Raw genomic sequence first — 21,875 nt, 5'->3', positions numbered from 1 at the left:
GCTACACACACGATGAAGGATCTTGCGATTGTGCTTCAGTGTGGCTGAGCCCGACAATGAGGCCATGTCTTTCAAACACTGCCTTCTGGCCGCCTCGGTGGCGGTGATGTGGGGGTTGAACTTCCTCGCGATCGACCTCTCGCTCGACCAGTTCCCGCCGTTCTTCCTCGTTGCGCTGCGCTTCGGTCTCCTCGCGCTGCCGGCGCTGCTGTTCGTGCCGAAACCGGATGTGAAGTTCCGCTGGATCGCCGGCTACGGGCTCGGCTTCGGGGTCCTGCAGTTCGCGTTCCTCTACTGGGCGATGGCCACCGGCATGCCCACCGGGCTGGCTTCGCTCGTCCTCCAAGCCTCCGGGCCCTTCACCGTGTTGCTGGGGATGACGTTCCTGCGCGAGCGGGTCCGCGCCTCACAGATGGTGTTCCTCCTCGTCGCGATGGCGGGCCTCGGCGTCGTCGGCTGGCAGCGCCTCGACTCATCGGCGAGCTTCCTGCCCTTCCTCCTCACCGTCGCCGGGGCGTTCGGGTGGGCGATCGGCAATATCTGCAATCGGCAGGCGCAGTCGGTCGAACCTGTGAAGTTCACGATGTGGATGTCGATCATCCCGCCGCTGCCGATGCTTCTCATCTCGCTCATCGTCGAAGGACCGGCCGCGATCGGCACATCGATGACGACGCTCGGCACGGCGACCGGCATGATCGGGGTCGCGGGGCTGATCTATACCGTCGTCATCGCCACGGTGCTCGGCTCCGGCATCTGGTCGTGGCTGATGTCGCGCAATCCCGCCGGTGTCGTCGCCCCGTTCTCCATGCTCGTGCCGATCGTCGGCATGAGCGCGGCCTGGCTCGTCCTCGGGGAGACCGTGACCCTTGGGGAGCTGTGCGGCGCCGTGCTTGTCATCATCGGTGTCCTCGGCGCCGGGCTGAAAGCGGCGAAGGGGGCAAGGATTCTCGCCGAGGCGGTGCCGATTGACGAGACAAACATCGAGCAGCCGCATTCCGACGTCCCCACGGGGACGTGATGACGGCAGTGGGGCAATGATGACTGCAGCGGAGCACACACCGATTTAGGGTTGTGCCCATGACCGAATCGGAGAACCGACTGCTCACCGCTGAAGAACTGCTCGCGTCCCCGCGGGGACGTTCGCTGGTGTTCACGATCGCTCGCCAAATGCCCGAAAAGATCGAACGTGAGCTCAGCGCGGACGACGGACCCCAGACAGACGCTGCGCGCGCATATGCGGAGTTCAACGAAACCGCCTTCATCGCCGCCTACCTTCAGGATCGGGCACAAGGCGCGGCTGTGGTGATGTACCAGGGGCCGGACACGTCAGAGCCGGAGGAGAATTCTGCACTCCCCGCCGACGTCGCCGAGAAGCTCGGGCACATCACACCTGTCACGCCCAGCCAAGACGACCTGGAAGACGCAATGGCCGAAGTGATCTCCGGGGCCATGTATTGGCAGCCTCCGCATGGAGCGGACATCGTGGCCGGCGCACCCGAAGTGCGGCAGGCACTCATTCCCTTCGCCGAGGCGATCCTCGCCACAGGTCTCCTCGATGATTGGTCGCGTCCCCTCGACCGGGAGAACCAATGGGCTCTGGCTTGGGACGACTCGGGCATCAAGGGCGTGCTGCCCGCTGTGTACTCCGCAGATCCTGAGAATCCTGCAGATCTTGCCGAAGTCAGTCGTGACGACATGGTTGCGCCCTTCGATGCCGACTCGGGCGTAGTGATGCCGCAGAATCTGGAGGGATGGCTGGCGTGGATGCTCACCGCCGAAACGGACTATCGCCACGACTTCGCAAAGGACCCGTTTAAGGAAGTCAGCGGCGAGTGGTGGTCGATTCCACCGTTCGGGCTCTGGACCTCGACGGACAGCTGGCCGAAGGGCACGCCCATCGGCGTCGACCTCGTCGAAGACGATGTCGGACTCGAGCGGGCCCGTGCCTGTCGACTGAAGATCCGAACCGAGGCGAGCATCTGCGAGATCCACACCCCGGACGACTGGGCGGACCTCTGCCGTCGCTATCCGCTCGACGTCACCGCGCAACGACGTCACGTATGGTTCGAAACGACCGGCCGCAAGGGCCGCTGGGTGATCCCTGACTGGTCACAAGTGGCCGAAGAGTTCGACGCCGTGCACGTCAGCCTCGCCGGATATCTGCGCACGGCCGGAGCCATCATTGACGTCGGCGATGCGAGCTTCATCGAGGACACGCCATCACGTCCGATGGCAGGTGACACGGATGAGAGGACGGTGAGTCTCATGGCCGGGTGGAACCCGGACACGACGTATTGGCTGGGCGACGTCGTCACCGGCATCGCCGAGGTGGCCGAATGGTCCTATGACGACGATGCGGATGCGTGGCGTAAAGTGCCGACTCGGTGAGCGATCGACGTCCCCGTGGGGGCTCCGTGACCGGCGCACCGAACGTCAGGGCGCCAGGCTCGGGGCCTCGTCGATGCCGAAGCGGGTCCGCAGCGCTCGGCGGGCGGCGAACCAACCGTTCATTCCGTGGACACCGGGGGCCGGCGGGGTCGCGGCCGAGCACAGGAACGCGCCGGGCACGCCGAGGCTGTAAGAGTCCCAGGTCAGGCGGGGGCGCGCCATCATCCGGTAGAAGGTCACGGCTCCCGTGGCGATGTCCCCGCCGATGTAGTTCTGGTTGTGACCGGCCATCTCGGAGGCGGGAATCGCGTTGTGCGCGACGATGCGGTCGCGGAAGCCGGGGGCGAAGCGTTCGATCTGCCGGGTGATGTACTCGGTCGGATCGAGCGGGCAGTCGAAGGGTACGTGCGCGTACGTCCACAGCGGGCGCAGGCCGCCCACCTCGCGTGATGGGTCGAAGACGGTGGGGTCCGAGACGAGGCACACGGGGTCGGCGGGCATGCGGCCCTTCATCACCTGCCCCTCGGCGGCGGCCATCTGGGCGCGAGTTCCGCCGACGTGGATCGTTCCGGCTCGGCCCACCTCGGGGTCGGTCCAGGGGACGGGACCGTCGAGGACGAAGTCGACCTTCGCTGCGGCGTTGCCCTGTTTGAACCCGCGCAGCGCACGGTCGACGTGGGCCGGCAGCAGTCCGGAGAAGATCTGCGCCGCCCCCATCGCCGAGGTGTCGAGCAGGTAGGCGTGCGCCGCAGGCAGGTCGGAGACGTGGTCGATGCGGGTGTTCGCGTGCACTCGGCCGCCGTGGGCTTCGAGATCGGCGACGAGGTGGTCGATGATTGCCTGCGAACCGCCGATGGGGGAGGGCCAGCCCCCGGCGTGGGCGACCGTGGAGAGCATCGTGGCCGTGGCGGCCGTGCCCATCGCAGGCAGCCCGCCGATCGCATGGGCGGCGACCCCGGTGAATAGGGCCTGGGTCGATTCGTGGGCGAGCGGAATGTTCCACGCGGGGCTGGCCTGCGAGAGCAGCCGCAGCCCGAACTTCACGATGTTCGCGAGCCCGGGAAGATCGCGCAGGGTTTCGGGCACCGACCGCTTGTCGCCGAGGGACAGCCAGATCGCGTCATCGACACGGTCGAGAAGCGGGGCGAAGAAACGGCGCCATTCCGGCCCCGCCTCGCCGAGGTGGTCGACCGTTTCGTCGAGATCGTGGAAAGCCAGCGCGGCGGGTCCGCCGTCGAGCGGTTGGGCGTAGGAGATCTCGGGGGTGGTCAGCTCCATCCCGCGGGCGCGCAGGTCGAAGTCGACGAAGAAGGGGCTGGCGATGGCCAGCGGGTGCACGGCCGAGCACATGTCGTGGGTGATGCCCGGGGCCAGTCCGAGGTCGAGGGTCCGGGCACCGCCGCCGATCGTCGGTTGGGCTTCGACCACCTCAACGGTGAGTCCTGCGCGAGCCAAGGTGACCGCGGCGGCCATGCCGTTCGGGCCGGATCCGACGACGACTGCATCAACACCTGTGCTCATGGGCCCAGTCTAGGGGAGCGGGGCGAACGACGGGGCTTGCCTCGTTTACGGAGTCAGCGATGCGGCCGGTGAAGGGCTCTCGGACGAAGCGAGGGCCTCGGCGAGGTATGCGGCGATGCGGTCGACGGCGGGCTGACGGCCCTCCGACTGTTCGCCGCTTTCAACGGACGGGTTGTAGTTCGTGTTCGTGTTGATGTCGTAGACGACCTGCCGGTTGTCGGCGGTCTCGATGAATTCGATGCCGGCGATTTCGATGCCGAGGTCGGTCAGGAGCGCCTCAAGTCTGCCGATGAGGGGAGTCTGGGCAGTGATGTCCTCGCGGCGGACGAACGGGCTCTGTGGAGCGGAGTCGTCAGCCCCGGCGCGGGGGATCTCGCAGGCATCGGCCGGGCACAGCTCGAAGGACCCGCCGGAGACATCGACGCGCACCGCGTAGTGGAAGCGGCCGCCGATGAACTCGGCGCGAGTGATGAACGGCTGCGCCGGCTGCACGTACTCCTGGATGAGGGTGATCCCGTCGATCGGCGCATTCGCTCCACCGGGCGCGAACTCCTCGGTGGCCGCGGCGAGCTCGGCGTGGGAGTCGAAACGGCGCACACCGAGGCCCTTGCCGCCCTGATTGTGCTTCGTGATGAACGGAGGAGTGGAGGTCGCGGCCGCCTCGGTGAGTGCTTCGGCTCCGAACGCCGCGGCGGTGCGCGGGACGTCGAATCCGCGTGCGGTCAGCTCGCGATGCTGACGGACCTTGCTCACCTCGAGCTCGTAGACGCCGCGGCCGTTGATGATCCGACGCCCGGCGGCGGCGAGCCAGTCGAGGATCGCGCGCCCATACTCCTTGACGTGCGGATCGGTGCGGGTGTGCGCCGAGGCTGACAGCCGTGACCAGAACAGACCCTGCGGAGGCTCGGCGGTGAGGTCGATCGTGGTTTCGGGCAGCAGCCACTCGACATGGGCGACACCGAGGCGGTCGAGCGCCTCCGTGAACGGGACGATCCATTCCGGATTGTCATGGATGATGTAGACCGCCGGATCGACGACGGTGGGCAGAGCATGAGAACTCATCGCGAACCTTCACTGGAGGGGGAGGGCGATGCGACTGCGAACGGCAGAAGCATCGACGGATCTGCTCAACAATCCTACGCCCTGGCGGAAATGCCACCCGCCGGTCAGGTCCTTCGCCATGTCCGTGCCGCGGCGTAGACTCGGGTCATGGCTATCGCAAAGCAGCCCGTGGTCGTGCTCGACGCTCCCGACGCCGCGGAACTCGCGGAGTTCTACGGTCGGCTCCTCGACTGGAAGGTCGCGGTCGACGAGGACGGCACCTGGGCGGAAGTCACCTCCGATTCCTGGCCCCCGCTGTGCATCCAGCAGGTCGAGGACTATCACGCCCCCAGTTGGCCCGGTCAGGCCCACCCGCAGCAGATGCATCTCGACGTCATCGTCGAAGACCTCGACGTCGCGGAGAAGGCCGTGCTCGAGATCGGTGCGGGCAAAGCGGCCGAACAGCCGGGCGAGACGTTCCGCGTCTTCCTCGACCCGGCCGGTCACCCGTTCTGCCTCTGCCGAGGATGAGAACACCGGCACCGGGGCGGCCCTACCCGGCCGTGCACGGCTGAGTCATGCGCGCGCTCGCCGCCTTCGCCGACCGGCCCGCCGTGCCGTGGGCCAACGGGGCCGGTGAGACCACCGAACTCGTCGCCCTCACGGAGTCCGCGTCTCTGACGCCGGGGCTGCGCCCATGGCGTCTGAGTATTGCCCGGTTGGACAGGACCGGCCCGTTCTCGGCTCTGCCCGGAATGGCACGCACGTTCCTCCCCACCGCCGAGGTGGTCCTCGAGATCGATGGGCGCACGCGCCGTGCGAACCCGACTCGGCCCGCGGCGTTCCACGGCGGTCAGAGCGTCAGCGTCGTCGAACTGACCGAGCACTGCTTCGCCGTCAACCTCATGGTCGCCGACCCCGCCGCCCTCATGGATGTCGACGTTGATGACGGTGACGACGCCCTCGTCGATGGCGATGACACCCTGATGATGAGCGTCGGCGCACCGATTCCCACCCAGGGCTTCCGCTTCGTGCTCACCTTGCACCCGACATCCGACCACCCACGCTTCAGTCTGTTCGCGCTCGAACCCGATGACCTCGTGCCCGAAGACTGGTCCGTTGTCGTGCTGAGCGGAGTGCACGAACCGCAGTGATGGTGCGCGGCGTCGAGCTGACCTGACAGATCAATGAGAATCGACTGTTCCCAGGGTCACATCGCCAGACATCATCCCAGGTGGTGATCGCTATGAAGCCGATCTGCCTCAGGGCTTTCCCAGCTTCGGGCGCACGGTGTCAGGATGCCCGGACGTAGCTGATCGACAATGAAGATCCACGGGCTTTTGGAGGAACATTGACGGCAGGCCACAGTGAGACGAGCAGACAGCGCGACACGAACGACGATCCGCATGTCCCGGAGCATTCTCAGACGCTGCCGATGATCACAGAAGAGGTCGCAGTCGCCCCCGCGAAGACGGCAGAGACTCCGACCCAGCATGTGAGCACTCCGGTGATTCCGCCCAACCCGGTCCGCCGCGAAACGCCTGCAGCGCCGAATACTGCGGCGCCGAATGATGTCACGGCTCCGGCGATCGTTGCCGCCCCCGCAGGGGAGAGCGCGGGCGAAGCCGAAGAGGAGAAGAAGTCCGAAGGCCGGATCTCAGCCACTCAGCTCATCGCCGGTGCCGGCGCTGCAGCGACCTCATCGGTCATCGGCGGTCAGCTCGGAGTCGCCGGAACCGTCGTCGGCGCCGGAGTCGCCAGCATCATCACGGCCCTGGCCGTCACTCTCTACGGCCGCAGCCTCGACAAAGGCAAGGAGAAGATCCAGGAAGTCAGCTCCAAGCTCGCCCCGGCCGTCAAAGCGAAGATCGCGAAGAACCCAGCGGACGCGAAAGGCGTCGTCGATCCTTCTCTCGCCGAGGATTCGGCCTTCGCCCCACCGGAACCTGCCGGTATCGACGCGAACCCGGCAGCCGCCTCGGCGAAGGAAGCGGAATCGGTCGGATATGAGGAGAACACCGGAACCGACGAGAAGCCGCGCGGCTGGTGGCAGCAGCTGCGCCGCAAGCGGGTCCTCTACCCGCTGACCATCGGCGTCGCTGCCTTCGGCATCGGACTCGGCGGCGTCGTCATGGCCGAATCCTTCACCGACGCCGACATCTCTCCGGGCACCTCGCAGATCTCACGATCGGTCTCGGGACAGTCATCGACGGGCGAAGACCCGGGCACCGGAACCTCCGATTCGGGAACCTCCGGTGAGGGCTCGGCCGGCGGCTCGGGATCCGGTCAGGACGGAAGCCAAGGCTCGACGGACAGCGGATCGGGCGGGCAGAATGCTCAGTCCACCTCGGCGGGGGAATCCGGCTCGCAGGGCACGGATACCGGTCAGGCCGACCAGGGCACAGACTCCACGACAAGCACCGGAACCGACACCGGCTCGACGACTGCCGAGGGCACCGACACGAGCAGCGGTGCGACAGGCTCCGACGGCACCGAAAGCACCGGTGGCGGCGGCGATTCCAGCGGCGGTGCGGACGGCTCGTCGAGCACCGGAGGCGGCAGCGGCAGCGGATCGTCAGGGGCAGGCGGCGGATCGGGCGGTGCGGGAACCGGCGGGTCGGCCGGCGGCTCCAGCGGTGGGTCGGGCACCTCGGCGCAGGGGTGAGCCGATCGACATCGGAAACGGGAATTTGGACAGTGCACCCTTGGTTGTGCCTGGTAGAGAACATCGCTAGGTTGAAAGTAACTCCGACAGTGCTCTGCCGAAGTCGGGAAATCGAGAACAGGTCAGCGGCGCGCTACCGGCCGTCTCGTCGCACCGGTGGAAGATGGTTCATCCGGTGGGCCGACGGCGACGGAATGCGCCCCGCGCCTGAGATCCAACGGTTGAAGGAGATGTAATGACGCAACATACAGATCACGAATACGCCGGACACGACAGCACCAAGCCGTCCACGACCGAATCCGGTAAGCCGAGGGAATCCGACGCCCATTCGCTGAGCGTGGGGGCCGACGGTCCGCTCCTGCTCCACGATGTGGCCCTGGTCGAGAAGCTCGCGCGATTCGACCGTGAGCGTGTTCCCGAGCGCAGCCCCCACGCCAAGGGCTCAGGTGCCTTCGGTGAGCTCGAAGTCACCGAGGATGTCTCCGCCTACACGAAGGCCGACTTCCTGCAGCCGGGTAAGAAGACCCCGATGCTCGCCCGCTTCTCCACCGTCGCCGGAGAGCTCGGCTCGCCGGACTCCTGGCGCGATGTGCGCGGATTCGCGCTGAAGTTCTACACCGATGAGGGCAACTTCGACATGGTGGGCAACAACACCCCCGTGTTCTTCGTCCGCGACCCCATGAAGTTCCCCGACTTCATCCACTCGCAGAAGCGTCTGCCTGACTCGGGTCTGCGCAGCAACAACATGCAGTGGGACTTCTGGTCGCTCTCGCCCGAATCCGCCCACCAGGTCTCCTACCTCATGGGACCCCGTGGTCTGCCCAAGACCTGGCGGAACATGAACGGCTACTCGTCGCACACCTACATGTGGGTCAACGCCGAAGGGGAGAAGTTCTGGGTTCAGTATCACTTCCACACCGATCAGGGTGTGGAGAACATGTCGAACGAGGAAGCCGGCAAGCTCGCCGGTGAGGATGCTGACTTCCACCGTCGCGATCTGTTCGAGGCCATCGAGCGCGGGGACTACCCGTCCTGGACCTTCTACGTCCAGATCATGCCGTACGACGAGGCCAAGGACTACCGGTTCAACCCCTTCGACCTGACGAAGACCTGGTCGAAGAAGGACTACCCGCTCATCAAGGTCGGCAAGTTCACCCTTAACCAGAACCCGTCGAACCACTTCGCACAGATCGAGCAGGCTGCCTTCAGCCCCTCGAACACTGTGCCGGGCACCGGTCTGTCTCCGGACAAGATGCTGCTGGGCCGCGTGTTCTCCTACCCGGATGCTCAGCGCAACCGGATCGGCACGAACTTCAACCAGCTGCCGGTCAACGCCCCGGTGACGAAGACGAACTCGTACGACAAGGAAGGCCAGATGGAATATCACCACTCTGGCAACGCTCCGGTCTACGCCCCGAACTCGTACGGACGTGCCTTCCAGGACGAACAGGGCCCGGTCGACAACGGCTGGGAGGCCGATGGCGAACTGGTGCGCAGCGCCTACAGCCTCCACTCCGAGGACGATGACTTCGGCCAGGCACACACCCTGGTCCGCGAGGTCTACTCCGAAGAGGAGCGCCAGGGTCTCATCGAGACCGTCGCAGGCGGACTCTCGGACGGAGTCGAAGAGCCGGTGCTGTCGAACGCCATCCAGTACTGGAAGAACATCGATGCCGAGGTCGGCGCGGCCATCGAGGCCAAGGTGAAGGGCTGAACAGCCTGAGACCTTGAGCGCCTGACCGCTCGAACATACGGCGGCCCGGATACCGAAAGCGGTATCCGGGCCGCCGTTGTCTGTCCCCAGCCAACCCCCCTAATTACTACGTGACGGCGGCCCAGCAACCTCGCGCCAGGTTGCTGGGCCGCCGTCACGTAGCAATTGGGGTTAGGATTCTTTGGCGGCGCGCTGGGCGATGCGGCCTCCGGCGAGGACCATCTCGACCTGACGAGGCGAGAGGCCGTGACGGAATTCGAAGGTCCGACCCTCCACCTCGGCGGTGACGGTTGTCCCCTCGGCCAGCTCATCACGCAGCCGACGGAATTCGAGGACATCGCCTTGGGCCAGGGTCTCGTAATCGGACTCGTCGGTGAACTCGAGAGCGAGGACTCCGAAGTTCGCGAGATTCTGCCAGTGGATCCGTGCCAACGACTTCGCCACCACCACTCGCAGGCCGAGGTAGCGGGGAGCGATGACCGCATGCTCACGCGAGGATCCCTGCCCGTAGTTCTCCCCACCGACGATGGCATGGCCTCCGTCGTGCTCGGCGGCCCGAGTGGCGTAGGTGTCATCGACTTGGATGTAGACGAACTCGGAGATCTTCGGAATGTTCGACCGGTACGGCAGAACCCGTGAACCGGCCGGCATGATCTCGTCCGTCGATACGTTGTCGCCGACCTTGAGCAGGACCTCCAGGTCGATGTCGTCGGGCAGCGGTTCGAAGTTCGGCAGGGTCGAGATGTTCGAACCCTTGACGAGCTCGACCTTCCGCGCCTCTTCCGGCTCGAGCGGTGGGACGAGCATCTTGCGGTTGGCCGAGAACTTCTCGGGCAGCCTCACCTGCGGATAGTCCATACCGAGCTCACGCGGATCGGTGATCTTGCCGGTCAGCGCTGCTGCCGCCGCGGTCTCCGGCGAACACAACCAGACCGAGTCCTCGTCGGTGCCGGAGCGACCGGGGAAGTTCCGCGGCATGGTGCGCAGACTGTTGCGCCCGACGGCCGGAGCCTGACCCATGCCGATGCAGCCCATGCACCCGGATTGGTGGATCCGAGCACCGGAGCCCACAAGTGAGGTCAGCCACCCGCCGGAGATGAGGTCGGCCAAGACCTCTCGGGAAGTGGGGTTGATGTCGAGGGAGATCTGCGAGTGGATCTGCCGGTCGGACAGCGTCTGAGCCACGACAGCGAAATCCCGGAGCCCCGGGTTCGCCGAGGAGCCGACGACGACCTGGAACACATCCTCACCGGCAACTTCACGCACCGGGGTGACATTGCCCGGCGACGAGGGAGCGGCGATGAGCGGTTCGAGCTGCGAGAGGTCGATGGAGTCCGTGAGATCGTATTCGGCCCCGGCATCGGCGACGATTCGGGTGAAGTCCTCACCGCGATCACTGGCCTCGAGATAGTCGCGGACGGCATCGTCGGCAGGGAAGACCGTGGCAGTGGCACCGAGTTCGGCACCCATATTCGCGATGACGTGCCGATCCATGGCGGTGAGGTTCTTCAGCCCGTCACCGTGGTATTCGATGATCTTGCCGGCACCGCCCTTGACCCCATGGCGGCGCAGCATCTCGAGGATGACGTCCTTGGCTGACACCCAATCGGGCAGCTCACCGGTGAGTTCGACACCCATGACCTGCGGCGCGCTGATGTAGAGGGGCTCACCGGCCATGGCCATGGCGATCTCGAGACCGCCGACGCCGATGGCCAGCATCCCCAGGGCTCCGGCGGCGCAGGTGTGCGAGTCCGAACCGATGAGTGTGGTGCCGGGGCGACCGAAGCGCGACTGGTGGACGGGATGAGAGACGCCGTTTCCGGCCGGAGAGAACCACAGCCCGAAACGCTGCGCGGCCGAGTGGAGGAACTCGTGATCCTCCGGGTTCTTCTCATCGGTCTGCAGCAGGTTGTGATCGACGTACTGCACGGACAGATCCGTGCGGATCCGGTCGAGGCCGAGCGCTTCGAGTTCGAGCATGACCAGCGTGCCCGTCGCATCCTGGGTCAGCGTCTGGTCGATGCGGATCCCGAGCTCGTTCCCCGGCGCAAGATCCCCGGACTCCAGATGTGATCGGATGAGCTTCTGCGCAACGTTCTCAGCCATCGTCAGCCTCCTTCGGCAGTATGCGATCCGCCGGGACCAGACCGGCCCGGCGGTCAATCCACGCTAGTCCTCACCCTAGGGGATCTCAAGGGGCCGCAGACCGGCAGAGTCTGTTGTCGTGTCCGCCTCAAAGCGCATACTGGAGTCATGCCGGAACTGCCCGAGATCGACGCGCTCGTGGAATTCCTGCGCCCACGACTCATCGGCGACTTCATCGAACGCGCCGATGTCGCAGAACTCAGCCTGCTCAAGACCGCCGATCCTCCGCTGGAATCCCTGCTCGGACTCGAGATCACCGGCGCGCGGAGAGTCGGCAAAGCCCTCATCGTCGATTTCGACGGGCTCCATCTCGTCTGCCGCTTCGCTCGTGCCGGCTGGCTGGCCTGGCACGATTCCGTGCCGAGGGCACCCGTGCGGATGGGCAAAGGCCCCCTCGGCCTGCGCGTGGCGCTCGCCTCGGGGGCCGGATTCGATCTCACCGAGGCGGGAACGAAGAAGAACGCGTCCGTGTCCCTCGTCCGTGACCTCGCCGAGGTGACCGCTCTTGCGCAGTCCGGTCCCGACGCTCTGACTGTCGACTCCCAGACCTTCGCCGAGGCTCTCGATGGGTCCCGCTCACACATCAAGACGATCCTCTGCGACCAATCGGCCATCGCCGGGATCGGCAATGCCTTCTCCGACGAGATCCTCCACTCCGCACAGCTCTCTCCCTTCGCCGCTGCGGAATCGGTCGATGCCTCGGCGCTGCGGGACACGATTCGCGAGGTGCTCGGCGATGCCGAAGAGGCCCTCGTGGGGCTGCAGCCGACGAAGATCAAGACCGCCAAGAAGAAGCTCATGCGGGTGCACGGCCGCACCGGCGAAACCTGCCCGGTCTGCGCAGCGACGATCGCGGAGGTCTCCTATGCGGAGAAGTCCCTGCAGTACTGTCCCGGCTGCCAGACCGGAGGGAAGAGACTGTCCGACCGTCGGATGGATCGCCTGCTCAGGTGACGAGAAGCCTCCACCGGTGAGGGCCAGTGTCCGTCGGAGGGGAATTATTCCTCCTGGTCGCATCGTTGTACCTGGTGGGCGACCTGAATGGGTAGTCGTCCATGACCGATCGAATACAGGAGCACAATGACGCAGCAGGTACAGATTCCCGGCACCGACCTCTCGATCTTCCCGATCAATCTGGGAGCGAACACCTTCGGCTGGACCGCTGACGAAGCGGAGTCTCATGCCGTGCTCGATGCCTTCACCGCCGCCGGCGGCAACTTCATCGACACCGCCGAGTCCTACCCGGCCTGGGTTCCGGGCAACACGGGCCGCGAATCCGAGACCATCATCGGCACCTGGCTGGCCGCCCGCGGCAACCGCGACAAGGTCGTCATCGCCACGAAGGTCGGTGACCACCCGGATCACAAGACACAGGATCCCGAGTACATCCGCACCGCCATCGACGCTTCGCTCGAACGACTCCAGACCGATTACGTCGACCTCTACTATGCTCACCGCGACGATGAGGTGACCCCCATCGCCGATATCGCCCGCGTCTTCGACGAGATCGTGCGCGCCGGCAAGGCACGCTACGTCGCCGTCTCGAACTACTCCCCGCAGCGGCTCGGCGAATGGCTTGCCGTCGCCGAGGAGGAGGGGCTGGCCCAACCCGTGGCCATCCAGCCGCAGTACAGCCTCGTCTTCCGGCATGAGTACGAGGCCGAGCTGGCCCCTGTCGCCATCGAGCACAAGCTCGGGGTCTTCAGCTACTTCAGCCTGGCCGCCGGCTTCCTCACCGGCAAGTACCGCACCGAGGCCGACCTCGAAGGGGCCAGCCGCGGCGGAATGGTCCAAGGCTACTTCAACGCCGAGGGCCTCAAGGCCGTCGACGAACTCGTCGCCGTGGCCGAAGCCAGAGACGCAGCCCCGGCGACCGTGGCACTGGCCTGGCTGCTGGCCAAGGGCGTCACCGCGCCGATCGCCTCGGCCCGCACCCCCGAACAGCTCGACGCTCTCATGTCCGCACCGAGCCTCGAGCTCACCTCGGACGAGTTCTCCCGCCTCGACGCGGCCTCAGCGACTTTCGCCTGAGTCGAAGAGCTCCTCGCTCACCCCGTGGGCGCGCAGAATCACCTCGGCGATCTCCGTGAGGAATTCGCCCGTCGGTCTGCGCTCCGCAGCCGGTGTGCGCACGCGCTGGACCAGCGCCTCGGTGATCCCTCCGACGAGGACGAGGCTTGTGAGGTCCAGCGCGTTCTCATGTCCCCGCCGGTCGCGACCGGCGGGCAGACCATAGATGGGGAGCACGCGTTCGACGGCAGAATCCACGGATGCGGCGAGCAGAAGCATCGTCTCCCTCCTCCGTTCCTCGAGAGACTCGCTGACGCCGACGGCCTCGACCTCGAGGACTCGAGCCTTGCGCTCGTCGTCGAGCATGGGCATGAGCGCCGCTGAGACGATGTGCACTCCCGCTTCGAGGAGCGTGACTCCCTGTGGAACCGAGATGGCGGCCAATGCCGCAGTGATCTCCTCGTTGAGCACGATGTAGAGACGCTCGAGCAACGGCTCCTGCGCGGAGAAGAGCTCATAGAACGAACGGCTCGAGACCCCGGATTCCTGACACAGCGCCTGCACACTCGTATGGCGGAAGCCGACCGTCCCGTAGAGCTCGAGCGCGGCGTCAAGGAGCCTGTCACGCCGAGCTTCGTCGCGCTCGGCACGAGAGGTCCCGCGCCACAGGCCAGGGGCCGGGGCGGAAGCGGTCTCGTCGAAGTTCATTACCCCAGTGTAGTGAAAATTATGATTTTCAATGGCATGATGTGTGACATGCCTTACACAGTCAGACAGAAGGATCGCGCTCCTGCGATCACCGAACCGATCCCGGCCGACCCGACGCTGCCGTCGGTCTGCGTCATCGGCGCCGGCCCCTCGGGCCTTTCCGCGGCCAAGGCCCTCTACACCGCCGGAGTCCCCTTCGACTGCTTCGAGAAGGGCAGCGCCTTCGGCGGCAACTGGCTCTTCGACAACCCCAACGGTGTCAGTGCCTGCTACGAGACGCTGCAGATCAACACCTCATGCCCGCGCATGGCCTTCTCGGATTTCCCGATGCCGGAGTCCTATCCGGCCTATGCCAGCCATGACCAGGTCCACGCCTACTTCCGCGACTACGTCGACCACTTCGGATTCGGCCATACGATCACCTATGACACCGAGGTCCTCGATGTCAGACGAGACGGCCGCCGGTGGGCCGTCGACATCGAATCCGCAGGAGTGCGCGAGACGCGCACCTATGATGCGGTGATGGTGGCCAACGGCCACCACTGGGATGCCAGATGGCCGGAACCGGCCTACCCGGGGCAGTTCGACGGCGAACAGATCCACGCCCACGATTATCGCAGCGGAGACCAGCTGGACGATCGCGACATCGTCGTCGTAGGGGCAGGGAACTCGGCGATGGACATCGCCGTCGAAGGATCCCACCGGGCGCGCAACGTCACCCTCTCCATCCGCCGCGGACAGTGGGTGATGAAGAAGACGGTGTTCGGCGCCGCCACTGACCAGGTCGCTCTGCCCGGATGGGTGCCCTGGTGGGTGACCAGCGCGAGGCTGCGCCTCGGCGCGCTCCTCTCGGGCGGACTGAAGAAGTACGGGCTGCCGAAGCCGCCGCACTCACCGGGCCAATCGCATCCGGTGCAGTCGGACGCGATCCGGGACCGCCTCGGTGCAGGTGCCATCACGGTCCGGCCCGGGATCGAACGGCTCGAGAAGGACCGGGTGGTGTTCACCGACGGTTCTTCGGCCACAGCCGATCTCATCGTCTGGGCCACGGGCTACCGGGTGAGCTTCCCCTTCTTCGACCCCGGTCTCATCTCCGCCGAGAACAACGATCTTCCCCTGTGGAAGAGGATGGTCCACCCGGATCGGCCGGGACTGTTCTTCATCGGTCTCCTCCAGCCGGTCGGCGCGGTGATGCCGCTGGCGCAGGCTCAGTCCGAGCTCGTCGTGAAGGTTCTCACCGGAGAATGTGAACTGCCGAGCCGCAGGGACATGGTCAAGACGATGCACGACGACGATCAGCGGAACAAACGCCAGTTCTACGACTCTCCCCGCCATACGATGCAGGTCGACTTCGACCACTACCTGTGGGACCTGAAGCGGGAGATGCGCAGAGGGAAGGTGGCCGCGTGAACAGGCGGAAGACCCCAGATATCAGAGTCGTTGCGGTCACCGGGGGAGCGCGTGGCATCGGTGCGGAGATCGCGACCGCCTTCAGGGCGACCGGAGCCGAGGTTGCGATCGGCGACACCGATCGACAGGCGGCCGAACAGACCGCTCGCGAATCCGATGTGCACGCCTACTCCCTCGACGTCACTGACCCCGCATCCATTGAGGACTTCCTCGGGCAGGTGCGCGGCGACCTCGGCCCCATCGACGTCTTCGTCAGCAACGCCGGACTCATGTGGGTCGGTCCCTTCGCCGAGGAGCCGCATTCGGCCGCACGTGCCCAGGTCGAGGTCAACCTCCTCGGCGTGATCAACGGAATCAAGGCGGTGGCACCGGCCATGGTCGCTCGCGGGCGCGGTCATCTCATCACCGTGGCCTCGGCGGCATCGATCCTGCCGACGCCGGGTGAGGCGAGCTATGCGGCGACGAAGCACGGGGTCCTCGGCTATCTCAAGGCCGTGCGTGCCGAGCTGCGCGGCCGCGGTGTGCAGATCACGGCGATTATGCCCGGAGTCGTCGACACCGCCCTTGGGGCGGGCACGTCGAGCGGTGCGGCGAAGCTGCTCAGTCCCGCCGAGGTGGCCGCGGCCGTGGTCAAGTCAGCCTTCCGCCCCCGCTTCGAAGTCACTCTGCCCGGTTTCATCGGACCGGCCGTGCGAGTGGCCGGACTCCTGCCCACCGGGCTGAGGGACCGCCTCTTCGGCGCGCTGGTGCCCGACCAGGTTGCGCAGGTGCGGCCGGAAGAGCGTCGCGGCTATGAGCGGAGTTTCACTCTTCCGGAGCGGTGATCCCCTCCGGCGCTGACCCGACGAGGACGGCGGCGGCGCGTTCGGCGATCATGATCGTCGGGGCGTTCGTATTGCCGGTGGGCACAAGCGGCATGATCGAGGCATCCGCGATGCGCAGCCCCTCGAGCCCGCGGACCTTGAACGACGTCGGATCGACGACGGCGGACTCATCCTGGCCCATCCGGCACGTGCCGACCTGGTGGTGGTAGGTCACGACCGAGCCGCGGACGTAGTCCTCGAGGTCCTCATCGGCGACCTCGGGGCCGGGGTAGATCTCGGTCGGCTGCCACGGTGCCAGAGCCTCGGTCCGCCCGATCTGCCGGCACTGCCTGACCGAGGCGACGAGCGCGTCGACATCGGCTTGTGCGGAGAGCACATTCGGGTTGATGATGATCGCATCCTGCGGATTCGGTCCGCTCAGCGTCACCTCGCCGCGGCTCTCGGGCCGGACCAGTCCGCCCTGGAGGGTGAAGGCCCCTCCCGGCCCGGGCCCCGACTGCACCTGAGGGGCGGAATCCTGGGCGTACATCGGCACGGAGAAGAAGAGCGGCTGAGTGTCGGGGACGGGCAGTTCGGGTCGGGACTTCCAGAACAGATGCACCTCGGCGGGGGCGACCTCACCCATCGGCACCTCTGTCTCGCCGGTGGAGAAGATGACGGGGGACAGCCAATGGTCCTGGAGGTTCTTGCCGACCCCGGGCAGGTCATGGATGGGCTCGACCTCGACGGCGCGCAGCTCCTCGGCCGGTCCGACGCCTGAGCGCAGGAGCAGCTCCGGTGAAGCCAGGGCGCCGGAGGTGAGGATGACTTCATCGGCGGTGAGTTCACCCGTGCGACCGCGGAGGTCCACCTCGACGCCGGTGACCTGCTTGGTTTCGTCGATGAGCAGCCTGCGGGCATGAGTTGAGGTGAGCACCGTGAGATTGCCGTCGCCGAGGCGGGGCTTGAGGTAGGCCCGCCACGTGTTCAGGCGTTTGCCCTCGCGGACATTGAGCTGGATCCGGGAGATGCCTTCGACGCTGCCGGAGTTGTAGTCGGGGTTATAGCTCAGGCCCGCCTGTTCGCCGGCGACGACCATATCCTCCTGGAGCGGGTTGCGCTCGTAGTCGATGCGCACGTCCAAGGGGCCCTCGGCGCCGCGGGTCTCGGTGACCTCGCCGTCATAGTTCTCGATCGCGCGGAACACCGGCGAGACCTCGTCCCAGGACCAGCCTGGGCAGCCGGAATCGACCCACTGCTCGTAGTCCCAGGCATCACCGCGAACCCAGATCACGGCATTGAGGGCATTGGATCCGCCGAGGACCTTACCGCGCGGCAGATGGATCCTGCGGTTCATCGCCCCAGGCTGCGGGACCGTGTAGTAGTCCCAGTCCTGCGCGGAGTGCCAGATGAGTCCGAGGTTGTTGAGGTGATCGATGTTCGGGTTCGTCTCATCCCCGCCTGCTTCAATCAGGCACACACTCTTACCGGCGTCGATGAGCCTGCGGGTGATCACGCACCCGGAGGATCCAGCGCCGATGACGATGTAGTCGAAGTGCTCGGTGGGCAGTTCGGTCGGGAACGCGGAGGGCTCGCCGGTCGTCGCGGCGGCGCTGCCTGCGGTGCTGTCGGTAGTCATGGCCTCAGGCTAGTGAGGCGCGTCACGGTGCGGGAAGAGTCCGCCTGTCTGGGTGCACGCAGAGGCAAGCAATTCGGCCGGACCTGCGTGGAAAGTCAAGAAACCTCCTCGGCGGGCCCAGACGGATTTGACGGCGCCGCTCTCTGCAGTATGCGGACCGAATGGTCGGTAATTCCCGGGATGGTGGTGACTCTCCGTTTCGGTGGGGATAGAGTGGCCGCACAGAGGTCGCCGCCGCTGAGGTCGGCGAACGTTCGCTTTCGTGAAGGACGAAGATGTTACTTGAGGGCACAGCGTCTGACTTCGACAGTTGGCAGAGCCTGGTTTCGGGCTCGTTCGTTCCGCTGGACACCGAGCCCCAGCGTCGAGGCGGTTTCAATGGGCGCATCAGCGCGCGGGACTACGATTCCGTCGTCATGTCCTATATCAATGCCAATCCTCATGCAGTGCTGCGCACGCCTGGGCTGATCTCGCAGGGGGCTTCCGCGCAGGACACGGCTGGGCCAGCTTCGAGCTACTATAAGGTCTCACTTCAGCTCCAAGGTTACGGACTGCTGATTCAGGACGGCCGAGAGATGGCGCTGTCGCCGGGATCGCTGGCGATCTACGACACCTCCCGCCCCTATACGCTCAGCTTCGACAGCGACTTCTCTTCCTATGTGATGATGTTCCCGCAAGCGCGGGTCAACCTGCCCCGAGGCACCGTCGAGCAGCTCACCGCCACTCCGATCGGCGCGGATCACCAGCTCGGCGGGCTCGCCGCACAGCTCATCACCCAGGCCGGCGCAATGCTGCCGACCCTGAGCCGGTCGGTCAGCGTGCGATTGGCCGGAAATGTCGTCGACCTGCTCACGACCGTGATGGCCGATGAGCTCTCAGAGGCAGGGGACGGACCCGATGAACGACAGCGGCTCTGGTCCGATATCACTGCCTATATCGAAGCGAATCTTGCCGACCCGCAACTCTCGCCCTCGACCATAGCCGCCGCGCACTTCATCTCAGTGCGGACCCTGCATCAGATCTTCGAAGGCAGCGGGGAGACGGTCGCCGGCGACATCCGTCGGCGCCGAATCGAGCGCTGCCGCCAAGATCTTGCCGATCCGCTTCAGCGTCAGGTCCCGGTTGCGGCGATCGGCGCTCGTTGGGGGCTTGGCGATCCCGCCCACTTCTCCAGGCTCTTCCGCGGTGCCGTGGGCCAGCCTCCGGCGGGATATCGACGAAGCACCCTGGGCTCTTCTGCAGGCTGAGCGAAGAGGGTGAATGGGCCGGTGCGCCGATCGTCAACAACGGTGCCCCCAAAGCCAAGACGCACATCGGTCTCGCGAGTCATGCTGGCAGTACATCCATTCCTGTTAGGCGGATCACATGAGCATTCTTGAAGTGACCTGCTCACCTCGGCCCTCTGTCCGAGCAACTGACATAAGGAGAAACATGACCACCGAGCTCACGACCACCGCCGCCCTGCTGGCCGCGATCGACGACCCCAGCGGACGCGAGATCCACGACCCCGCCACCGGTGAGGTCGTCGGCCGCACCCGTGAAGGCAGCCCCGCCGACATCGATGCCGCGGTCGCAGCCGCCCGCAGCGCCCAGCCCGGCTGGGCCGCGAAGTCCTCGCAGGAGCGCAGCGACCTGCTCAACCGGGCCGCCGATGCCATCGAATCCTCCGCCGAGGCGCTGGCCGAACTGCTCTCCCGCGAACAGGGCAAACCGCTCAACGGTCCCAACGCCCGCTTCGAGGTCGGCGCCTGTGCCGCCTGGCTGCGAGCCAATGCCGCCTTCGAACTCGAGCCCGAGGTCCTCGTCGACGATGAGGAGACCCATGCGGAGCTCCATTACGAACCGGTCGGCGTCGTCGGGGCCGTCGGCCCCTGGAACTGGCCGATGATGATCTCCGTGTGGCAGTTCGCCCCCTCGCTGAAGATGGGCAACACCGTCGTGCTCAAACCCTCGGAATACACTCCGCTGTCCGTGCAGGCGCTCGTGGCCGTGGTCAATCAGGTGCTGCCGGCCGATGTGCTCTCCATCGTCCCCGGCGACGGGAAGGTCGGAGCGGCGCTGACCGATCACGCCGATGTCGACAAGATCATGTTCACCGGCTCGACGAAGACCGGTCAGGCGATCATGCGCTCAGCGGCAGACAGCCTGGCGCGCATCACTTTGGAACTCGGCGGCAACGACGCGGGCATCGTGCTCGCCGATGCCGATCCGGCGGCGATCGCCGGCGACCTGTTCTGGGGCGCGTTCATCAACACCGGGCAGACCTGTGCGGCAATGAAGCGTCTCTATGTGCCCGAATCCCTCTACGACCAGGTCTGCGATGCCCTCGTTGAGGTGGCCGGACAGTCGCCGATGGGTGTGGGCCTGGAAGAGGAGAACGTCCTCGGCCCCCTGCAGAACAAGCAGCAGTACGATATCGTCGCCAGGCTCGTGCAGGCGGCGAAGGACGGGGGAGCGCGGGTGCTCATGGGAGGCGACCCCGTGGACGATCAGCCCGGCTACTTCTACCCCACGACGCTGGTCGCTGACATCGACAACGACAATCCGCTGGTTGCCGAGGAGCAGTTCGGGCCGGTGCTGCCGATCATCAAATACACCGATCTGGAGCAGGCCATCGAATGGGCCAACGGGCTCGACGTCGGACTCGGTTCCTCGGTGTGGGGCACCGACCTCGATGCCTGCCGGAACGTCGCGGCTCGTCTTGAGGCGGGATCGACGTGGATCAACAAGCACGGCGCCGTCGACCCGCGGATCCCCTTCGGTGGAGTGAAGAAGTCCGGGTTCGGGCTCGAATTCGGACTCGAAGGACTCAAGCAGGTCAGCGTCCCGCACGTCATCAGCTGGTGAGGACCGACTGCTTTGCGGCGGCTGCCGCGGGCACGACCTCACGGACGATCTCCAGTGTCCTGGCCAACGCCATCGACGGGTTATTGCAGCGCCAGCCGAGGGCGAGGGTGAAGGCATCTCCGCCCTCGGCGAGTTCGACATAGCGGACGCCGTCGATGCGGATGTGGTCCGATGAGGCGACGACGATAGCCACACCCACCTGTGCTCCGACCAAGGCCAGCAGGCTGTAGGGGTCCGGTGCCTCCTGCACGACGTGCGGGAGGAAACCGGCCTCGTCGGCCAGCCGCATCATCACCTCCCTGACCTGGGAGCCGTGTGCCGGGGCATAGGAAATGAAGGGCTCATCAGCGAGATCGGCCATGGAGACCTGATCCGCATCGGCCAGCGGGTGGGTGATCGGAACTGCGGCCATCACGGTCTCCCGGCGGATGACGTGGACTGCCACGCCGGTCGGGGCCGGAGGGCTGACGACGGCGAGGTCCATGTCTCCGTCTCGCAGCGCCTGAGCGGCCTGTCCGCAGTACATCTGCGGATTGAGTTCGAGGCTGATGCCCGGCTGTCTGGCGGCCACCTCACGGGCGATCCGGGACAGGATCGAATAGCCGCTGGTCCCACCGAAGCCGATGCGTACTCGTCCGACCGCTCCATCCTGGGCCGCGCGGGCGATGCGCGCTGCACCGTCGACCTGCGTGCGGATGGACTGTGCAGGGTCGAGCATCGCCTCGCCGGAGGCGGTGAGCCGGACTCGTCTCGTCGTGCGCTCGAAGAGCTTGACCCCGAGCTCCTTCTCCAGAGATCGGATCATCTGGCTCAGAGCTGGCTGAGCGATGTGCAGCTTCTCAGCGGCGCGTCCGAAGTGCAGCTCTTCGGCGACCGCGATGAAGGCGTTGAAATGTCTGAGCTCCACCATTTCTCTCCTGTAGACTGATAAGCGAAATCAATCAATCCACTCAATATTAGGTCTTGGACGTGATGTAATTCCAC

The 21,875-nt window shown here is 65.9% G+C and carries 18 protein-coding genes; 12 read left to right on the top strand and 6 right to left on the bottom strand.

Features of this window, described 5'->3' with window-relative positions; translation table 11 throughout:
* Positions 1-64: 64 nt before the first annotated feature.
* Together ACPUD7_RS13280 and ACPUD7_RS13275 are read left to right on the top strand one after the other, a co-directional pair.
* Positions 65-1,018, top strand: coding sequence for an EamA family transporter (locus tag ACPUD7_RS13280; protein WP_135537449.1), 954 nt, complete (start codon positions 65-67; stop codon positions 1,016-1,018).
* A gap of 59 nt (positions 1,019-1,077) precedes the next feature.
* On the top strand, positions 1,078-2,388 hold the full coding sequence (locus tag ACPUD7_RS13275) for a hypothetical protein (protein ID WP_425120179.1): 1,311 nt from the start codon (positions 1,078-1,080) through the stop codon (positions 2,386-2,388).
* 45 nt (positions 2,389-2,433) lie between these two features.
* Here the strand turns inward: ACPUD7_RS13275 and ACPUD7_RS13270 are convergent, their stop codons facing one another.
* A complete protein-coding gene (locus tag ACPUD7_RS13270; RefSeq protein ID WP_425120178.1) occupies positions 2,434-3,909 on the bottom strand; it encodes a phytoene desaturase family protein in 1,476 nt (491 codons plus the stop codon).
* A gap of 45 nt (positions 3,910-3,954) precedes the next feature.
* Entirely contained in the window at positions 3,955-4,971 is a 1,017-nt protein-coding gene (locus ACPUD7_RS13265; protein WP_425120177.1) for an ATP-grasp domain-containing protein, read from the bottom strand.
* A gap of 147 nt (positions 4,972-5,118) precedes the next feature.
* Between ACPUD7_RS13265 and ACPUD7_RS13260 the strand changes: the two genes are divergently transcribed.
* The 4 genes from ACPUD7_RS13260 to ACPUD7_RS13245 all read left to right on the top strand — a co-directional run bounded on the left by ACPUD7_RS13260 (position 5,119) and on the right by ACPUD7_RS13245 (position 9,329).
* Positions 5,119-5,481, top strand: a complete 363-nt coding sequence (locus tag ACPUD7_RS13260) for a VOC family protein (RefSeq protein ID WP_425120175.1) — start codon at positions 5,119-5,121, stop codon at positions 5,479-5,481.
* Between the two features lie 47 nt (positions 5,482-5,528).
* Positions 5,529-6,104: a HutD family protein gene (locus tag ACPUD7_RS13255; protein WP_425120174.1), complete on the top strand. Its 576-nt coding sequence runs from the start codon at positions 5,529-5,531 to the stop codon at positions 6,102-6,104.
* 281 nt (positions 6,105-6,385) lie between these two features.
* Positions 6,386-7,615: a hypothetical protein gene (locus tag ACPUD7_RS13250; RefSeq protein ID WP_135537442.1), complete on the top strand. Its 1,230-nt coding sequence runs from the start codon at positions 6,386-6,388 to the stop codon at positions 7,613-7,615.
* Positions 7,616-7,850: 235 nt separating this feature from the next.
* Positions 7,851-9,329: a catalase gene (locus ACPUD7_RS13245; protein ID WP_135537441.1), complete on the top strand. Its 1,479-nt coding sequence runs from the start codon at positions 7,851-7,853 to the stop codon at positions 9,327-9,329.
* Between the two features lie 171 nt (positions 9,330-9,500).
* Here ACPUD7_RS13245 and ACPUD7_RS13240 read toward each other — a convergent pair whose 3' ends face one another.
* Entirely contained in the window at positions 9,501-11,435 is a 1,935-nt protein-coding gene (locus ACPUD7_RS13240) for an aconitate hydratase (protein WP_425120173.1), read from the bottom strand.
* A 147-nt stretch (positions 11,436-11,582) separates the two neighbouring features.
* Here ACPUD7_RS13240 and ACPUD7_RS13235 point away from each other — a divergent pair, with 147 nt between their 5' ends.
* Together ACPUD7_RS13235 and ACPUD7_RS13230 are read left to right on the top strand one after the other, a co-directional pair.
* Positions 11,583-12,428 (top strand): DNA-formamidopyrimidine glycosylase family protein, encoded by an 846-nt coding sequence (locus ACPUD7_RS13235; RefSeq protein WP_135537434.1) that lies wholly within the window; start codon positions 11,583-11,585, stop codon positions 12,426-12,428.
* Positions 12,429-12,554: 126 nt separating this feature from the next.
* Positions 12,555-13,505, top strand: a complete 951-nt coding sequence (locus ACPUD7_RS13230) for an aldo/keto reductase (protein ID WP_135537433.1) — start codon at positions 12,555-12,557, stop codon at positions 13,503-13,505.
* On the opposite strand, the gene ACPUD7_RS13225 is transcribed toward ACPUD7_RS13230, so the two are convergent.
* Positions 13,488-14,192: a TetR/AcrR family transcriptional regulator gene (locus tag ACPUD7_RS13225; protein WP_135537432.1), complete on the bottom strand. Its 705-nt coding sequence runs from the start codon at positions 14,190-14,192 to the stop codon at positions 13,488-13,490. The genes ACPUD7_RS13230 and ACPUD7_RS13225 overlap by 18 nt on opposite strands.
* Before the next feature lie 48 nt (positions 14,193-14,240).
* On the opposite strand from ACPUD7_RS13225, the gene ACPUD7_RS13220 reads away from it, so the two are divergent.
* Both ACPUD7_RS13220 and ACPUD7_RS13215 read left to right on the top strand, forming a co-directional pair.
* A complete protein-coding gene (locus ACPUD7_RS13220) occupies positions 14,241-15,602 on the top strand; it encodes a flavin-containing monooxygenase (RefSeq protein WP_425120171.1) in 1,362 nt (453 codons plus the stop codon).
* Positions 15,599-16,426 (top strand): SDR family oxidoreductase, encoded by an 828-nt coding sequence (locus ACPUD7_RS13215; RefSeq protein WP_135537431.1) that lies wholly within the window; start codon positions 15,599-15,601, stop codon positions 16,424-16,426. The genes ACPUD7_RS13220 and ACPUD7_RS13215 overlap by 4 nt, the downstream gene beginning before the upstream one ends.
* Here ACPUD7_RS13215 and ACPUD7_RS13210 read toward each other — a convergent pair.
* Positions 16,407-18,044, bottom strand: a complete 1,638-nt coding sequence (locus tag ACPUD7_RS13210) for a GMC family oxidoreductase (RefSeq protein WP_135537430.1) — start codon at positions 18,042-18,044, stop codon at positions 16,407-16,409. The genes ACPUD7_RS13215 and ACPUD7_RS13210 overlap by 20 nt on opposite strands.
* Positions 18,045-18,319: 275 nt before the next feature.
* Here ACPUD7_RS13210 and ACPUD7_RS13205 point away from each other — a divergent pair, with 275 nt between their 5' ends.
* Entirely contained in the window at positions 18,320-19,291 is a 972-nt protein-coding gene (locus ACPUD7_RS13205; RefSeq protein WP_425120170.1) for a helix-turn-helix domain-containing protein, read from the top strand.
* Positions 19,292-19,475: 184 nt separating this feature from the next.
* Positions 19,476-20,891: an aldehyde dehydrogenase family protein gene (locus ACPUD7_RS13200; protein WP_425120169.1), complete on the top strand. Its 1,416-nt coding sequence runs from the start codon at positions 19,476-19,478 to the stop codon at positions 20,889-20,891.
* On the opposite strand, the gene ACPUD7_RS13195 is transcribed toward ACPUD7_RS13200, so the two are convergent.
* Entirely contained in the window at positions 20,881-21,801 is a 921-nt protein-coding gene (locus ACPUD7_RS13195) for a LysR family transcriptional regulator (RefSeq protein WP_240689542.1), read from the bottom strand. The genes ACPUD7_RS13200 and ACPUD7_RS13195 overlap by 11 nt on opposite strands.
* Between the last annotated feature and the right edge of the window lie 74 nt (positions 21,802-21,875).

Source organism: Brevibacterium sp. FAM 24630 (assembly GCF_049804075.1).
GTDB lineage: Bacteria > Actinomycetota > Actinomycetes > Actinomycetales > Brevibacteriaceae > Brevibacterium.
This window is presented reverse-complemented; position numbering and strand designations above follow the sequence as displayed.

Coding starts and splice junctions, on each gene's coding strand:
- ACPUD7_RS13195 (WP_240689542.1), bottom strand. CDS start 21,801: ATGGTGGAGCTCAGACATTTCAACGCCTTCATCGCGGTCGCCGAAGAG.
- ACPUD7_RS13230 (WP_135537433.1), top strand. CDS start 12,555: ATGACGCAGCAGGTACAGATTCCCGGCACCGACCTCTCGATCTTCCCG.
- ACPUD7_RS13225 (WP_135537432.1), bottom strand. CDS start 14,192: ATGAACTTCGACGAGACCGCTTCCGCCCCGGCCCCTGGCCTGTGGCGC.
- ACPUD7_RS13275 (WP_425120179.1), top strand. CDS start 1,078: ATGACCGAATCGGAGAACCGACTGCTCACCGCTGAAGAACTGCTCGCG.
- ACPUD7_RS13250 (WP_135537442.1), top strand. CDS start 6,386: ATGATCACAGAAGAGGTCGCAGTCGCCCCCGCGAAGACGGCAGAGACT.
- ACPUD7_RS13265 (WP_425120177.1), bottom strand. CDS start 4,971: ATGAGTTCTCATGCTCTGCCCACCGTCGTCGATCCGGCGGTCTACATC.
- ACPUD7_RS13280 (WP_135537449.1), top strand. CDS start 65: ATGTCTTTCAAACACTGCCTTCTGGCCGCCTCGGTGGCGGTGATGTGG.
- ACPUD7_RS13245 (WP_135537441.1), top strand. CDS start 7,851: ATGACGCAACATACAGATCACGAATACGCCGGACACGACAGCACCAAG.
- ACPUD7_RS13255 (WP_425120174.1), top strand. CDS start 5,529: ATGCGCGCGCTCGCCGCCTTCGCCGACCGGCCCGCCGTGCCGTGGGCC.
- ACPUD7_RS13235 (WP_135537434.1), top strand. CDS start 11,583: ATGCCGGAACTGCCCGAGATCGACGCGCTCGTGGAATTCCTGCGCCCA.
- ACPUD7_RS13205 (WP_425120170.1), top strand. CDS start 18,320: ATGTTACTTGAGGGCACAGCGTCTGACTTCGACAGTTGGCAGAGCCTG.
- ACPUD7_RS13270 (WP_425120178.1), bottom strand. CDS start 3,909: ATGAGCACAGGTGTTGATGCAGTCGTCGTCGGATCCGGCCCGAACGGC.
- ACPUD7_RS13220 (WP_425120171.1), top strand. CDS start 14,241: ATGCCTTACACAGTCAGACAGAAGGATCGCGCTCCTGCGATCACCGAA.
- ACPUD7_RS13240 (WP_425120173.1), bottom strand. CDS start 11,435: ATGGCTGAGAACGTTGCGCAGAAGCTCATCCGATCACATCTGGAGTCC.
- ACPUD7_RS13260 (WP_425120175.1), top strand. CDS start 5,119: ATGGCTATCGCAAAGCAGCCCGTGGTCGTGCTCGACGCTCCCGACGCC.
- ACPUD7_RS13200 (WP_425120169.1), top strand. CDS start 19,476: ATGACCACCGAGCTCACGACCACCGCCGCCCTGCTGGCCGCGATCGAC.
- ACPUD7_RS13210 (WP_135537430.1), bottom strand. CDS start 18,044: ATGACTACCGACAGCACCGCAGGCAGCGCCGCCGCGACGACCGGCGAG.